This is a genomic window from Fusobacterium mortiferum ATCC 9817 (genome assembly GCF_000158195.2).
Taxonomy (GTDB): domain Bacteria; phylum Fusobacteriota; class Fusobacteriia; order Fusobacteriales; family Fusobacteriaceae; genus Fusobacterium_A; species Fusobacterium_A mortiferum.
Window position 1 is genome coordinate 80,804 of the sequence record NZ_GL987994.1, and the last position, 15,524, is coordinate 96,327.

Annotated in this window: 17 protein-coding genes and 7 tRNA genes; all 24 read left to right on the forward strand. The window is 28.5% G+C overall.

The features are described from left to right. Positions 1–45 precede the first annotated feature (45 nt). Complete coding sequence (locus FMAG_RS10025) at positions 46–528, forward strand: hypothetical protein (RefSeq protein WP_005886397.1); 483 nt, start codon at positions 46–48, stop codon at positions 526–528. Between the two features lie 62 nt (positions 529–590). Beyond that, positions 591–666, forward strand: a tRNA-Gly gene (locus FMAG_RS10030). 7 nt (positions 667–673) lie between these two features. Beyond that, a tRNA-Lys gene (locus FMAG_RS10035) sits at positions 674–749 on the forward strand. A gap of 9 nt (positions 750–758) precedes the next feature. Then, a tRNA-Glu gene (locus tag FMAG_RS10040) sits at positions 759–833 on the forward strand. Between the two features lie 4 nt (positions 834–837). Next, positions 838–913: transfer RNA gene (locus FMAG_RS10045), tRNA-Val, on the forward strand. A 6-nt stretch (positions 914–919) separates the two neighbouring features. Beyond that, a tRNA-Asp gene (locus FMAG_RS10050) sits at positions 920–996 on the forward strand. Positions 997–1,006: 10 nt separating this feature from the next. Beyond that, positions 1,007–1,082 (forward strand) — tRNA-Thr (locus tag FMAG_RS10055). Positions 1,083–1,104: 22 nt separating this feature from the next. Next, positions 1,105–1,188: transfer RNA gene (locus tag FMAG_RS10060), tRNA-Leu, on the forward strand. 211 nt (positions 1,189–1,399) lie between these two features. Continuing rightward, entirely contained in the window at positions 1,400–2,509 is a 1,110-nt protein-coding gene (locus tag FMAG_RS10065; RefSeq protein WP_005886398.1) for a M20/M25/M40 family metallo-hydrolase, read from the forward strand. Between the two features lies 1 nt (position 2,510). After that, the gene (gene mreC, locus FMAG_RS10070; RefSeq protein WP_005886399.1) at positions 2,511–3,356 is read left to right on the forward strand and encodes a rod shape-determining protein MreC; all 846 of its coding nucleotides are present in this window, start codon (positions 2,511–2,513) and stop codon (positions 3,354–3,356) included. Next, complete coding sequence (locus tag FMAG_RS10075; protein ID WP_005886400.1) at positions 3,343–3,876, forward strand: hypothetical protein; 534 nt, start codon at positions 3,343–3,345, stop codon at positions 3,874–3,876. Before mreC ends, FMAG_RS10075 begins: the two co-directional genes overlap by 14 nt. Further along, positions 3,869–4,585 carry a DNA repair protein RecO gene (recO, locus tag FMAG_RS10080; protein ID WP_005886401.1) on the forward strand — a complete coding sequence of 239 codons (717 nt, stop codon included), beginning with the start codon at positions 3,869–3,871 and terminating at the stop codon, positions 4,583–4,585. Before FMAG_RS10075 ends, recO begins: the two co-directional genes overlap by 8 nt. After that, positions 4,578–5,051 carry a PTS sugar transporter subunit IIA gene (locus FMAG_RS10085; RefSeq protein WP_005886403.1) on the forward strand — a complete coding sequence of 158 codons (474 nt, stop codon included), beginning with the start codon at positions 4,578–4,580 and terminating at the stop codon, positions 5,049–5,051. Before recO ends, FMAG_RS10085 begins: the two co-directional genes overlap by 8 nt. 9 nt (positions 5,052–5,060) lie before the next feature. Beyond that, a complete protein-coding gene (gene nrdR / locus FMAG_RS10090; protein WP_005886405.1) occupies positions 5,061–5,522 on the forward strand; it encodes a transcriptional regulator NrdR in 462 nt (153 codons plus the stop codon). Beyond that, positions 5,523–6,455: a methionyl-tRNA formyltransferase gene (fmt, locus tag FMAG_RS10095; protein ID WP_005886406.1), complete on the forward strand. Its 933-nt coding sequence runs from the start codon at positions 5,523–5,525 to the stop codon at positions 6,453–6,455. Between the two features lie 28 nt (positions 6,456–6,483). Further along, on the forward strand, positions 6,484–7,332 hold the full coding sequence (gene folD / locus FMAG_RS10100) for a bifunctional methylenetetrahydrofolate dehydrogenase/methenyltetrahydrofolate cyclohydrolase FolD (RefSeq protein ID WP_106991899.1): 849 nt from the start codon (positions 6,484–6,486) through the stop codon (positions 7,330–7,332). 16 nt (positions 7,333–7,348) lie between these two features. After that, the gene (locus tag FMAG_RS10105; protein WP_005886408.1) at positions 7,349–7,798 is read left to right on the forward strand and encodes an ACT domain-containing protein; all 450 of its coding nucleotides are present in this window, start codon (positions 7,349–7,351) and stop codon (positions 7,796–7,798) included. 28 nt (positions 7,799–7,826) lie between these two features. Further along, positions 7,827–8,279 carry an acetyl-CoA carboxylase biotin carboxyl carrier protein gene (accB, locus tag FMAG_RS10110; RefSeq protein ID WP_005886409.1) on the forward strand — a complete coding sequence of 151 codons (453 nt, stop codon included), beginning with the start codon at positions 7,827–7,829 and terminating at the stop codon, positions 8,277–8,279. 78 nt (positions 8,280–8,357) lie between these two features. Continuing rightward, positions 8,358–9,641 (forward strand): hemolysin family protein, encoded by a 1,284-nt coding sequence (locus tag FMAG_RS10115; RefSeq protein ID WP_005886410.1) that lies wholly within the window; start codon positions 8,358–8,360, stop codon positions 9,639–9,641. Beyond that, complete coding sequence (locus FMAG_RS10120) at positions 9,634–10,305, forward strand: DUF502 domain-containing protein (RefSeq protein WP_005886412.1); 672 nt, start codon at positions 9,634–9,636, stop codon at positions 10,303–10,305. Before FMAG_RS10115 ends, FMAG_RS10120 begins: the two co-directional genes overlap by 8 nt. Beyond that, complete coding sequence (locus tag FMAG_RS10125; RefSeq protein WP_005886414.1) at positions 10,295–11,068, forward strand: tetratricopeptide repeat protein; 774 nt, start codon at positions 10,295–10,297, stop codon at positions 11,066–11,068. The genes FMAG_RS10120 and FMAG_RS10125 overlap by 11 nt, the downstream gene beginning before the upstream one ends. Before the next feature lie 41 nt (positions 11,069–11,109). Continuing rightward, positions 11,110–11,622 carry an adenine phosphoribosyltransferase gene (locus tag FMAG_RS10130; RefSeq protein WP_005886416.1) on the forward strand — a complete coding sequence of 171 codons (513 nt, stop codon included), beginning with the start codon at positions 11,110–11,112 and terminating at the stop codon, positions 11,620–11,622. 136 nt (positions 11,623–11,758) lie between these two features. Continuing rightward, complete coding sequence (locus FMAG_RS10135) at positions 11,759–13,942, forward strand: RelA/SpoT family protein (RefSeq protein WP_005886418.1); 2,184 nt, start codon at positions 11,759–11,761, stop codon at positions 13,940–13,942. A 12-nt stretch (positions 13,943–13,954) separates the two neighbouring features. Beyond that, positions 13,955–15,121 (forward strand): tRNA guanosine(34) transglycosylase Tgt, encoded by a 1,167-nt coding sequence (tgt, locus tag FMAG_RS10140; protein WP_005886419.1) that lies wholly within the window; start codon positions 13,955–13,957, stop codon positions 15,119–15,121. Positions 15,122–15,524 lie beyond the last annotated feature (403 nt).

Below are 15,524 nucleotides of genomic sequence, written 5' to 3' on the forward strand. Positions count from 1 at the left end.
AGAGTAGTTGTAATAACTCCTTTTTCTAAAAAAGGAGTTAAGTTAATGTTATTTTATGATGAATTTTTAAAAAAATTAGATGAAGAAAAATTTCAAATAGATGAGATAGAAAAATTTTCACCAGAGATAAAAAAGGTAGTTGTTGGATTAGGAGTTTCACTACCACTTATTATAATTGCTATGGCTCAGCTATATATGGCTAAGGTAGATGGAAATATGGTAAGAGTTGCTTTTGCTATAGCTTTTATATTTATGGGAGTAAAGCAGTTAAAAACAACTTTTTCTTATAAAATTCAAATAGATACTAAAAATAAAAAAATGAAATTTATGAATGTAGATATAGATTTGATGAGAGTAGAAAGTTGTGCATTAAAAGAGGGAAGAGTTGGGAAAAAATTAGAGGCAGTATTAGATATAATTACTTTTGATAAACAACAATATATCATTCCATTATATATGAATAAAAAATTAAAATTTGTATGGATAATGAGGGAAATTTTAAAGGGTGTTTTTATAATAAAAAAATAATTTGAAAAAATGAAAAAAATATTTGACAAAAAATAATTAATATGATATTATAATTCTTGTCTGCGGGAATAGCTCAGTTGGTAGAGCGTCAGCCTTCCAAGCTGAATGTCGCGAGTTCGACCCTCGTTTCCCGCTCCAGACAGATGCGCCATTAGCTCAGTTGGTAGAGCATCTGACTCTTAATCAGGCGGTCGCAGGTTCAACTCCTGTATGACGCACCATATTAAGATGCCCCGTTCGTTCAGTGGTAAGGACATCAGATTTTCACTCTGGAAACAGGGGTTCGATTCCCCTACGGGGTACCACTAAGGTCTCATAGCTCAGTTGGGAGAGCACCTGCCTTACAAGCAGGGGGTCACAGGTTCAAGTCCTGTTGAGACCACCATATTATGGGGGTGTAGCTCAGTTGGTTAGAGCGCATGCCTGTCACGCATGAGGTCGCGAGTTCGACCCTCGTCACTCCCGCCATATTTATTGTGCCGCTTTAGCTCATCTGGTAGAGCAACTGACTTGTAATCAGTAGGTGATTGGTTCGACTCCGATAAGCGGCACCATTTTTTTTAAAAATTGAATAGTGCGAGGATGGCGGAATTGGCAGACGCGCTAGACTTAGGATCTAGTGTCCCAGACGTGAGAGTTCAAGTCTCTCTCTTCGCACCATACATGTATATGATACTCCATAAAAATGGAGTTTTTTTTTATTCTAAAATAACTTATTCTTTACCACAGCCTCTAAATATAAAAAAGTTAAAATTATAGAGCTAAAGATAGGATATTGTCTATTTTTTTGTACTAGTAGTACTTTACAAAACCGATAAAAATATATTATAATTAATAGAAAGAAATGAAATTAAATTTAGGAGGATAATAGATGATAAATAGAGAAAGAATGGTAGAGAATTTTATAAATATGGCAAAAATTTCTTCACCATCATTAAAAGAGAGAGAAGTAGCTGATTATATAAAAAAAGAATTAGAAAGTATTGGATTAGAGGTAATAGAAGATAATGCTGGGGAAAAAACTGGAGGAAATTCTGGAAATATAATAGGAATATTAAGAGCTCCTGGAAAGAAAAAGGTTTTATTAAGTGCACATATGGATACAGTCTTACCTTGTGATAAGGTAAATCCTATTATAGAAAATGGAATAATTAAAAGTGATGGAACTACTGTATTAGGTGGAGATGATAAAGCTGGAATAGCTAATATAATAGAGGCTATAAGAGTTATAAAAGAAAATAACTTTGATCATCCAGAAATAATAGTTGTGTGCTCAATAGCAGAAGAGATAGGGCTATTAGGAGCTAAAAATTTTGATATAGAAAAATATGCACCTGATTATTCATTTATTTTAGATTCAAGTGGAAAACCAGGGATAGCAATAATTCAAACTCCTTATTCTGCAAAAGGAGAGATGAAAATAATAGGAAAACCTGCTCATGCAGGAATAGCTCCAGAAAATGGAATAAATGCTCTTACAGTGGCAGCACATGCTATAACTAAAATAAAATTAGGAAGAATAGATAGTGAAACAACTTCTAATATTGGAGTAGTAAGAGGTGGCGAAGCTGTAAATATAGTTATGCCAGAAGTTACTCTTCACTATGAAGCAAGAAGTTTCTCAGGAGAAAAATTAGATAGTCTATTAAAAGAAACAAATGATATTTTTGTAGAGGTAGCAAAAGAGTTTGGTGCAGAGTTTGAAAATAATGTTGTAAAGGGATATTCTGGATATCATTTAGATAAAAATGAAGATATATTAAAATATTTTGAAAAAGCTTGTATGAATGCTGAGGTAGAGTATATAACTAAATCTACTGGTGGAGGAAGTGACTCTAATATCTATAATGAAAAAGGATACAAGGCTCTTACAATAGCTGTAGGAATGACAAAAGTTCATACAAAAGAAGAGTATATAGAGATAGAAGATATGGTAAAAACAGCAAAATTAGTTGTAGAAGTATTAAAGGAAATAGCATAAAATGTTTCATAAAAATAAAAATTCTCATAGTGTTAAGAGAAGAAAAATATATATAATTTCACTATGTCTACTCTTCCTTTTTTTAGTATTCAAAGGTGCTATTAATCAGGGAATTGATTTATTAAGTTATATTGTTTTTCCAGTGCAAAGAAAAATATATCAAATTGGAAATTATGTTAAGGAAACTAAAGAAGCTGTAATAAGTTATCAGAGAGTTTTAGAAGAGAATAGAGAGTTAAAAAATGAACATATAAAGTATGAGATGTTAGTATCTTATAATAAAAGATTACAAGAGGAAAATAAAAGATTAAGAGATATTCTTGGAATAAAAGAGGAGAAAAAAATTAATTTACGAGTGGCTAAAATTAATTTTAGAAATCCAAGTAATCTTTATGTTAGATTTTATATAAATCAGGGTAAAAAAGATGGAATTAAAAAAAATATGATAGTTCTATCGGGAGAAACTCTAATAGGGAAAATAGGTAGAGTGTATGATGATTATTCAATAGTAGATATGGTCACTTCAGAAAATTTTAATGTAAGTGCTATGACAGAAAGCCAAATGTTAGGAATAATCAAAGGTAGTGATGAAGATGATGGAACATTGTATTTTGAAGCAAATACTTTCCAAAATAGTATAGTTGTAGGAGAAAAAGTATATACCTCTGGAATTAGTGAGATTTATCCAAAAGGTTTATATATAGGAAAGGTATCAGAGATAGATAATAGTGATGGAGAGATATTTAGAAGTATAAAGGTAAAAAATGATGTTGATATTCTAAATATGACAGAAGTATTAATTTTGATGTTAGAAGATAAAAAAGAGGAGAAAAATGGTAAAATTTAAATATCTTTTTCTATTTTTAGTTGTAATATTTATATCTTTTGCTAAAAATATAGAAGAGATAGAGGATATGACAATCAATATAGAAGAGAGACTTTCTTTGAATGGAGATATAAAAAAAAGTGAATATATATTACAATATATTAAGCCAGATTTTATTAGAAAGGATATCTTGAGTCCTGAATTAAATAAAGGAGAAATATATATATATGACTCTAAAAAGAAAGTTATGTATCTTCCACTTTTTGATCAAGTTAGTGAAGAAATTTTAAATGAAGAAGAGGATAGTACTTTAGAGGCTATTAACTATATTTTAAAAGAGAAAAAAGAGTTTAAAGAGGGAAAAATTAATCTAAAAGATGGATTAATAATAGAGTTAAAAAAGTTAAAGAAATTTTCAGAATATACTTTACCAGAGATCATTATAATTTATGATGGAAATGTAAAAGTAGGAGAATTAAAGATAAAAAATTATAAAATTAATAGTAAATTGAATAAAGAGGAGCTGTCACTCCATGATTAAATTTATAAATGACAATGGTATAGTTATAAATAAGAGAGATTTTGGAGAAGCGGATAGATATGTAAGTGTATTTACCGAAAATTTTGGGAAATTAGTTTTTCTTTTAAAAGGAATTAGAAAAAGTAAGAAAAGAGAGTTAAGTTCAGTAGATATACTTACTCTTTCTAAATTTACATTTTATAGAAAAGGAGAAAATTATACAGTTTCTAGTTTTAATGAAGTAGATTCTTATTTAGAGATAAAGTCAGATTTAGATAATTTAGGAATTGCTTTATATATTCTTGCTATTTTAAATGAGATTTTAGTAGAAAATAATAGAAAAAAATCTTTGTATAATATTACAATAAAAACACTTAATTACTTAAAAGAGAGTGAAGATAAAAGAAAAAATTATATTTTATTAGGATATTATTTATACTATCTTATAAAAGATGAAGGATTAAAAATAGATATAGGAGAGGGAAATAATTTTTCCTATGAAAAATCAAAGTTTTTAATAGAAAATGAAAAATATAGTTATAAGGTATCACAAGAGGAGAAAGAAATCGTAGAGTTGTTTATTACTGGAAAAGTAAGAAATATAATAGAAGGTAGTTATTTATTTGAAAATATTAAAGAAGTAGTAGTTCTATTTGAAAAATATATAAATTTTCATTTAGGAGTACAACTAAAATTAAAAAATTATGTTATGGGGGTAGAGAATGATTAATATAGTAAAAATAACTGATTATATGTCAGAAGAATTAATTTCTCTTAATCTAAAAGCAAGGACAAAGGATGAGGTATTATTGGAACTATCAAAGTTGATGGAAGCTTCACCTAATATTTCTAAGGAAGGTAACAACATATACAAATCTCTTGTGGAAAGAGAAAAATTAGGAAGTACAGGAATAGGAAAAGGAGTTGCTATTCCACATGCTAAGACAGAAGCAGCTAAAAGTTTAACAATAGCTTTTGGAATTAGTAAAGAAAGAGTAGATTTTAAATCTCTAGATAATGAAAATGTAAATATATTTTTTGTATTTGCTTCTCCAAATAAAGATAGTCAAGTGTATTTAAAAGTTTTAGCAAGAATATCACGTTTAATAAGAGAAGAGAGTTTTAGGCAAGGACTATTAGATTGTAAAACTCCTAAAGAAGTAATAGAGTATATAAATAAAAAAGAATCAGTGTAGGTGAGGGATATGAGATGTCCATTTTGTAATTCAGAGGATACAAAAGTAGTAGACAGTCGTTCTTTTATGGATGGCTTCTCTATTAAAAGACGTCGTGAATGTATAAAGTGTGAAAAAAGATTTACTACTTATGAAAAAATAGAAGAAACTCCTTTATATATTGTAAAAAAAGACAATAGAAGAGAAAAATTTGATAGGAACAAACTTTTAAATGGTCTTATCAGAGCTACCATTAAAAGAAATATAAGTAGAGAAGAGTTAGATACTTTTGTTCTTGAGATAGAGAAATATATACAAAACTCTCTTAAAAATGAAATTAGTAGTAGAGAATTGGGGGAGTTGGTAATGGAGAGATTACTTGAAATGGACGAAGTAGCTTATGTTAGATTTGTTTCTGTATATAAGGAGTTTGATGATATAAAGTCTTTCATAGAGTTGGTAGAAAAAATTAGCAATAGGAAAGGTGAATAGATGAGAATATTATTTATGGGAACTCCAGAGTTTGCAGTTCCATCTTTTGATGTATTAAATTCTGAATATGAGATAGTAGGAGCTTTTACAAAGATAGATAAACCCAATATGAGAGGGAAAAAAATAAAATTCACTCCAGTAAAAGAGTATGCATTAGAGCATAATATACCTGTATATCAACCTAATACATTAAAAAGTGAAGAAACTAAAAACTTAATAAAAGAATTAAATCCAGATTTAATAGTAGTAGTAGCTTATGGGAAAATTTTACCAAAAGAGATAATAGAGATGCCAAAATATGGAGTAATAAATGTACATTCATCTTTACTTCCAAAATATAGAGGAGCAGCTCCTATAAATGCAGCTCTTATACATGGAGAAGAAGAAAGTGGAGTAAGTATAATGTATATAGCAGAAGAGTTAGATGCAGGAGATGTGATACTTACTGTGAAAACAAAAATAACTGATGAAGATACTTTCTTAACTTTACATGATAGGTTAAAAGAGTTAGGAGCAAAGGGATTAATAGAAGCAGTAAGACTTATAGAAAAAGGCGAAGCTCCAAGAATACCTCAAAATCATTCAGAGGCCACATTTGTAAAGCCTTTTTCTAAAGATGATTGTAAAATTAATTGGAGTAAAACTGAAAGAGAAATTTTTAATTTTGTAAGAGGAATGAATCCTTTTCCAAGTGCTTTCACTATTTGTGAAGATAAGATTTTTAAAATTTATGGAGTGAAAGAAAATTTTAAAACTTATGAGAGTGGAGTGTGTGGAGAAGTAGTAGATATCAAAAAAGGTGAAGGAGTAATAGTAAAAACTGGAAATGGAAGTGTAATACTAACTCAAGTAAAACCAGAGAATAAAAAGCTTTTAAATGGAGCTGATATAATCAATGGTGGAATATTAAAAGTTGGAGATATCTTAAAATAAAATAAGAGAGGTAATACATAAAAGGATGATAAGATTAGATGGAAAAGAGCTATCTCAAAAACTAAAAGCTCAGATAAAAGAAGAAACTTCTCAATTAAAAGAGAGAATAGGTAAAGTGCCAGGACTAGCAATAGTTTTATTAGGAGATAATCCAGCTTCAAAAATCTACGTGAATTCTAAAATAAAAGGATGTAGTGAGTTAGGATTTGAAAGTTTTGCACATTTTTTACCAGAAGATACTAGTGAAGAAAAAGTTTTAGAGTTAATAGAGAATTTAAATAATGATGAAAGAGTAAATGGAATCTTAGTACAATTACCATTGCCAAAGCATATAGATGAGAAAAAAGTAATAGATAAGATAGCTTTAGAAAAAGATGTAGATGGTTTTAAACCAGAAAACTTAGGACTTTTAATGTTAGGAGATAAGAATTCTATGCAACCTTGTACTCCAGCTGGAATTATGGAGATGTTAAAAGCCTATTCAATAGATTTAATTGGAAAAGATGTAGTGGTAGTGGGAAGAAGTAATATTGTAGGAAAGCCTATGGCAAATCTTATGATAAATGCTGGAGCCACTGTTACTGTTTGTAATAGTAAGACTAAAGACTTAAAAAAGAAAACAAGTGAAGCTGATGTTGTAGTTATGGCAATAGGTCAAGCTAAATTTTTAACTGAAGATATGGTAAAAGAGGGAGCTATAATAGTAGATGTAGGTATAAATAGAACAGAGGAAGGGTTATTTGGGGATGTAGATTATGAAAATGTAAGTAAGAAATCTTCATATATTACTCCTGTACCTGGTGGAGTTGGACCTATGACAGTAGCTATGCTATTTGCTAATACTATGAGAGCTTTTAAAAATAATAATATAAAATAGAAGCAAGGGAGAAATTATGAAAAAAAATGAAAAAAGAGAGTATTATATAGTAGATAAAAGAATACTTCCAAATTCTATTCAAAGTGTAATCAAGGTAAATGATTTAGTACAACATACAAAAATCTCAAAATATGAGGCTATAAAAAAAGTTGGAATAAGTAGAAGTACATATTATAAATATAAAGATTACATAAAACCTTTCTTTGAGAGTGGAAAAGATAAGGTGTTTAGTATTCATATGTCTCTAGTAGATAAGCCAAGAATATTAGCAAGTATATTAAATATAATAGCTGGAGAGGATATGAATGTACTTACAATAGTACAAAATATAGCTGTAGATGGAATAGCAAAGTCTACTATTTCAATTCAAACTACTGAAAATATGCTAAGAAAAATAGAAGGAATGTTAGAAAAAATTTCAGAAGTAGATGGAGTAAAAGACTTAAGAATAATAGGAAGTAACTAATATAAAATATCACGGAGGACATAAAGAGATGAAAATAGATGTAAAAACTATAAGAGAGTTAGCTGAAAATATAGAGAAATACAATTTAAATGAGGTGGCACTAGAGAGTGAAGGAGTAAAATTAGTGCTTAAAAAAGAGAAGCCAGTAAAAGTAGGGGCTATTCAAGTTCAACAACCTTTAGTACAACAATATGTAAATAATAATGATGAGATAGAAACTAAAGAGGAAATAGTAGATTGTGGAGAAAAAGAGTGTATACTAGCCCCTATGGTAGGAACTTTTTATAAATCATCAGCACCTGGAAATCCAGCTTTTGTAGAAGCAGGAATGAATGTTTCAGTAGGAGATACTCTATGTATAATAGAAGCAATGAAACTTATGAATGAAGTAAAAGCCACAAAAAATTGTAAAATTGTAAAAATTCTAGTAGAAGATGGTCAAATAGTTAAAAAGGGAGATAAACTATTCGAAATAGAGTAGTTTGTATTTTCTATCATTCTATGGTAAAATAGTATTATATAAAATAAGAAATCTTGAGAAGGAGAGTGTAAAAACGAATTGGACACGTACCAAAATATTTTGTTGTTAGTCGTATTGATTATGTTATCTGGTTTTTTCTCAGCTTCAGAAACTGCACTTACATCATTTAGAAGTATACATCTAGAAAAGTTTGAAGATGGAAAAAATGCTAAAAAAGTGGAACTTTTAAAAAAATGGTTAAAAAATCCTAATGAGATGTTAACAGGACTTTTAGTAGGGAATAATATTGTAAATATACTAGCTTCGTCAATAGCAACTGTTGTTACTATTAATATAATGGGAGGAACATCAAGTTCATCAGTAGCGGTTGCAACTGTTGGAATGACAATAATTATTCTTATTTTTGGAGAGATTACTCCTAAAATTATAGCTAAAAATCAGTCTGTAAAAATAGCAGGAGTAGTAGTTAGCATTATTTATTATTTTGCTTGGGTTCTAAAACCAATAATAAAAATATTAATGATGATATCAAAATTTATTGGAAGATTGATGGGAATAGAACTACATGATGAAGGACTTATGATAACAGAAGAGGATATTATCTCTTTTGTAAATGTAGGAGAGGCTGAAGGTATCATTGAAGAGGAAGAAAAAGAGATGATACACTCAATTGTTGGTTTTGGAGAAACAACAGCTAAAGAGGTAATGACTCCAAGAACATCTATGTTTGCTCTTGAGGGAGAGGATACATTAGATGATGTTTGGGATGAAATAATAGAAAATGGATTTTCAAGAATACCAGTGTATGAGGACACTATAGATAACATAATTGGTGTTTTATATGTAAAAGATATATTAAGTGTTATAAAAAATGGAAAAACAGATGTACCTGTAAAAAATTTTGTAAGACCAGGGTATTTTGTTCCAGAAACAAAATCAATTATAGAGATATTACAAGAGTTTAGAAGTATGAAGGTACATATTGCTTTAGTATTAGATGAATATGGTGGGATAGTAGGTCTAGTTACAATAGAAGATTTAATAGAAGAGATAACTGGAGAGATTCGTGATGAATATGATACTGAAGAGGAAGAGCTTATTCACAAGATAGATGATAATACTTATGAAGTAGATGGAATGATAGATATAGAGACTTTAGATAAAGAGTTATCAATAGGATTACCAGAATCTGAAGATTACGAAAGCTTAGGAGGACTTATTATTACACAAATAGGAAGAGTGGCAGTAGTTGGAGATGAATTTATGTTAAATGATGTAAGATTAAAAGTATTAGAAGTAGATAAGATGAGAGTATCTAAAGTATTAATTGAACTAAATGTAGGAGATAACTCAAATGATTAAAAAATTTAAAGCTTACTTTTATACAGGATTGATAGCTTTATTACCAATTGTATTGACTGTCTATATTTTTAACTGGATAGTTGGAATTATGATGAGTTTATTAGGAAACTCTTTTGTTACTATAATTATAAAAAATATTCTTCTAGTATTTGTAGAAGAAGGGGATATGGATTATTATTTTCAACTATTAGTGTATTTTATATCATTAGTTACTATGATAATAGGAACTTGTTTGGTAGGATTTACTTTAAAAATAGTTTTCTTTGCTAAAATTATAAAAAAAGCTAAGGAGTTATTTATAAAAATACCATTAATAAAACAGGTATATACAACAATCAGTCAAATAATAGAGGTTGCAGTTTCTGATAGAGAGAAGTCATATCAAAAAGTTGTGATGGTTGAATATCCAAGAAAAGGAATTTATAGTATAGGTTTTTTAACTTCAGAAGATAACTTTTTAATAGGTAGCGCTATTGGAAGAGAAGAAAAAGTGTATAATGTTTTTATCCCAACTTCTCCAAATCCAACATCAGGAATGTTTATAGTAGTACCAGAGAGTGAAGTAAAAATATTAGATATAAAAATAGATGATGCTATAAAATTGATTATTTCTGGTGGAGTAATATTACCAGAAAAAAAGGAGATAGAAAAGATTGAAGATTAGACTTTTATTTTTTTTAGGAGTATCAGTATTTTTAGTAAGTTGTAGTAATGTGCAAAAAAATAAAGAGATGGAGTATTCTCTTTTAAGAGGAGTAAATTACTCTCAACAAAATCAATATGAAAAAGCAATAATTGAATATCAAAAAGCTTATGTATTAGATTCGAATAATGTAATTCTTTTAAAGGAAATGGGTTATTGTTATTATCAATTTGGAGATTACACAAAAGCTGAAGAGTTTTGGTTAAAAGCTTTAAAACAGACTCCTAATGATGAAAGTTTAATAAAAAATTTAGCTACTCTTTATTATGAAAATAAAGAGTATTCAAAAGTTAATAATATAATAAAAAATAGTTATAATCCAAATGATGATTATTATCTAAAATTGAGAGCTCTTATGTTATATTCTAAAAATAATAAACTAAAATCTTATGAGTTATTAAAAGAAATAGATACTGAGAAATTTGATGTAGATACAGCTATAAAATATATGGAAATTTTAAAAGAGTTAGATAAGAGAGATGAATTATATTATTTTATGAAAAATAGTTATTCTCTTTTTAAAGATAACAAAGAATATATTATAGCTTATGCACAGAATTTATCTGGTGTTTATTCTATGAATAAAGAAGCTCAAAATATATTATTGGACTATATTGTAATAAATGGAAATGATAATGATATATATCTTCAGTTGAGTGGGATATATTTAAAAATAGGAGAAAAGAAAAAAGCTGAGGACACTTATAGATTAATGTCCTATTAGATATTGAGGGGAAAATATCAAAATAAATGGAGTGAAGAGAAATGGATTTAAAAAAATATGTAGCAAATGTAAAAGATTTCCCAAAGGAAGGAATATTATTTAGAGATATTACTCCTTTAATGAATGATGGAGAAGCTTTTAAAGCAGCTACTGATGAAATAGTTAAATTTGCTAAAGAGCAAAATGTAGATTTAATTGTTGGACCAGAAGCAAGAGGATTTATATTTGGTTGCCCTGTTTCTTATGCTATGGGGATAGGATTTGTTCCAGTTAGAAAACCTAAAAAACTACCTAGAGAGGTTATAGAGTATTCTTATGATTTAGAATATGGTTCAAATACTTTATGTATGCATAAGGATGCTATAAAGCCTGGACAGAGAGTATTGATAGTAGATGACCTTTTAGCTACTGGTGGAACTATGGAAGCTGCTGTAAAATTAGTAGAAGAATTAGGTGGAGTTGTAGCAGGATTAGCTTTTTTAATTGAGTTAGAAGAGTTAAATGGAAGAGAAAAACTAAAAGATTATCCAGTTTTAACGTTGATGAAATATTAAAATAAAAGAGAGTGAATGGATTAGTCTAAAACAACTTCTTCTAAAAAATTTAGATTATAAAATCTAATTTAAAAGTTGTTTTAGACTTTTTTATTTATCACTCTCTTTAAAATTATGGATAGAAAAGAGGAATTTTATGAATTATTGGGAAGAGATATTAAAAGAGATAGAAAAGAATAATTTAAAAGTAGATATTGAAAAAATTAAACTAGCTTTTTTCTTTGCTGAAGAGTGCCATGAAGGACAATATAGAAAATCTGGAGAAGATTATATAATGCATCCAGTAGAAGTTACTAAAATATTAATAGATATGAAAATGGATACTGATACCATAGTGGCAGGGATACTCCATGATATAGTAGAAGATACACTGATAACCTTAGCAGATATTAAATATAATTTTGGAGAAACAGTGGCTACTCTAGTAGATGGAGTTACTAAATTAAAAACTCTTCCCAATGGTACTAAAAAGCAAGATGAAAATATAAGAAAAATGATTTTAGCTATGGCTCAAAACTTGAGAGTAATAATTATAAAATTAGCAGACAGACTTCATAATATGAGAACTATGAAATATATGAAGCCAGAAAAACAAATATCTATATCTCAAGAGACTTTGGATATCTATGCTCCACTTGCACATAGATTAGGAATAGCTAAAATTAAATGGGAATTAGAAGATTTAGCACTACGTTATTTAAAGCCAAAAGAGTATATGAATATAAAATCTCTTATTGACTCTAAAAAGAAAGAGAGAGAGGAATATATTCAAGGATTTATAGAAACAATAGTTAATCTGCTCCATGAAACTGGAATAAAAGGAAGTGTAAAAGGAAGGTTTAAACATTTTTATAGTATCTATAAAAAAATGTATGAGAAAAATAAAGAGTTTGATGATATTTATGATTTGATGGGAGTTAGAATAATTGTAGATACTGAGGGAGAATGTTATAATACCTTAGGAGTAATACATAGCCATTTTAAACCAGTACCAGGAAGATTTAAAGATTATATTGCTGTTCCTAAATCAAATAACTATCAATCAATTCATACTACTATTGTTGGACCACAAGGAAAATTTATTGAGATACAGATAAGAACAGAAGAGATGGATAAGGTAGCTGAAGAAGGAATAGCAGCACACTGGAGCTATAAAGAACACACGAAGGTAACTAAAAGTGATCAAGTGTATGGATGGCTTAGAAATATTCTAGAATTACAAAAAGAAACTGAAACAGCTCAAGAGTTTATAGATAGTGTAACTAAGGATATAATGAATGAAACTGTATTTGTTTTTTCACCTAAGGGAGATATTACTGAGTTACCACAAGGGGCTACTCCACTTGATTTTGCTTTTGCTATTCATACACAGATAGGATGTAAATGTGTAGGTGCTAAGGTAAATGGAAAAATAGTTACATTAGATTATAAACTACAAAATGGAGATAGAGTTGAGATTATAACTTCTAAGAACTCTAAAGGACCAAATAAAGATTGGTTAGACATAGTTGTAACTCATGGAGCAAAGAGTAAAATTAAAAAAGTTCTAAAAGATTTAGTAAGAGACCAAACTATAAAAAATGGTAGAGAAAATCTTGAAAGAGAGTTGGGAAAACTTGGAATAACTCTAAAAGAGATGGAAGAGGATCCAATTATCAAAAAACATATGGAAAAAAATAATATCACATCTTTAGATGAATTTTACTATCATGTAGGAGAAAAGAGAAGTAAAATAGATATTATTATAGATAAACTTAGAAAAAAAATAGAAAAAGATAGAAAAATAGAAAATATAAATATTGAAGAGTTAATGGAAAAGAAAAAAGACAAAGAAAAGAGCTCTTCAAGTAAAAATGATTATGGAATAATAATAGATGGAGTTAATAATACTCTAATAAGATTTGCTAGATGTTGTACACCTCTTCCTGGAGATGAGATAGGAGGATATGTAACAAAACTTACAGGAATAACTGTGCATAGAAGAGATTGTAAGAATTTTCAAAGTATGATAGCTCAAGACCCAACTAGAGAGATAGAGGTAGAATGGGATAGTAAAGTAGTAGAGCAAAAAGAAAATAAATATAAATTTACTTTTAATGTACTTGTATATGATAAACCAAATATACTTATGAATATTATAAATTTGATAGCTAATCATAAAATTCATCTGGTTACAATTAATAGTAACGAGATAAATAAAAATGGAGAAAGCTATATGAATTTCCAAATAACAATAGAAATTTCAAATAAAAATGAATATAAATATCTATTGAATAATATGTTAAAAATGAAAGAAATAATATCAGTAGATAGGACATAGATAGGAGAAAAGATGACAAAAAAACTACCAGTAACTTATGAGTTACAAAAGAAATCTGGTAAAGCTAGAGCTGGGAAAATAACTACTCCTCATGGAGAAATAGAAACACCAGTATTTATGCCAGTAGGAACACAAGCTACAGTAAAAGCAATGACACCAGAGGAGCTAGAAGCTATTGGTTCGCAAATAATTTTAGGGAATACTTATCACTTATATTTAAGACCAAGTGATGAATTAGTAGCAAAATTTGGTGGACTTCATAAGTTTATGAATTGGAAAAAGCCTATACTTACAGATAGTGGAGGATTCCAAGTATTTAGTTTAGGTGCTCTAAGAAAGATAACAGAGGAAGGAGTAAGATTTAGTTCTCATTTAGATGGCTCAAAACATTTCTTAACTCCAGAAAAATCTATCAATATTCAAAATAATTTAGGTTCAGATATTGTTATGTTATTTGATGAGTGCCCACCAGGACTATCAAGTAGAGAGTATATGATACCATCAATAGAAAGAACTACAAGATGGGCAAAAAGATGTATTGAGGCTCATAAAAGACCAGATGAGCAAGGGTTATTTGCTATTGTTCAAGGTGGAATATATGAAGATTTAAGAGATAAGAGCTTAAGAGAGCTAAGTGAAATGGATGAACATTTCTCAGGTTATGCAATTGGAGGGCTTGCAGTAGGAGAGCCAAGAGAGGATATGTACAGAATCTTAGATTATATAGTGGAAAAATGTCCAGAGAATAAGCCAAGATATCTAATGGGAGTAGGAGAGCCACTAGATATGTTAGAAGCAGTAGAGTCTGGAATAGATATGATGGATTGTGTACAACCTACAAGAATAGGAAGACATGGAACAGTATTTACAAAGTATGGTAGATTAGTAATAAAAAATGCTATGTATTCAGAAGATGATAGACCTCTTGATGAAGATTGTGATTGCTATGTTTGTAGAAATTTTAAAAGAGGATATATCAGACATCTATTTAAAGCAGAAGAGATACTAGGGCAAAGACTTGCTACATATCACAATTTATATTTCTTAATTAAACTTATGAAAAATGCTAGAGAAGCTATTTTAGAAGATAGATTTACAGAGTTTAAAGAAGAATTTATAAGAAATTATAATATGGGTAAAGAATCTGATTGGATAAAGCCTAAGAAAATAGGAGAATAGAGTAGAATCAATTAAAGAAGAGGATGTTACAATTTAAAAGTTTGTAACAACCTCTTTTTTTTATATATAAGGAAATTATAATTTGACTTTTTAAGAGAAAAATAAGGAATTAGTTAATATTTCTATTAGAAGTTTAATAAAATAAGAAAAAATAAATATTTTTGTAACACAAAAAAGCTGATTTTAATCAGCGCTACCAACAATATTCTTTCCAACAAATGGAGCCTTTTGATATATTAAAATATGAAATTCTTCTTACTTTCATTTTAATTTTACAATTAAAACAATAGAAAGGATTTATTCCAAATGTTTTCCAGATTTCTAGTTGATAAAATGTAGTTTTAGTATATTGTAATTTATATTTTTTTATTTTAGAGATAATAAATTTAAGTTTCTTTTTTTA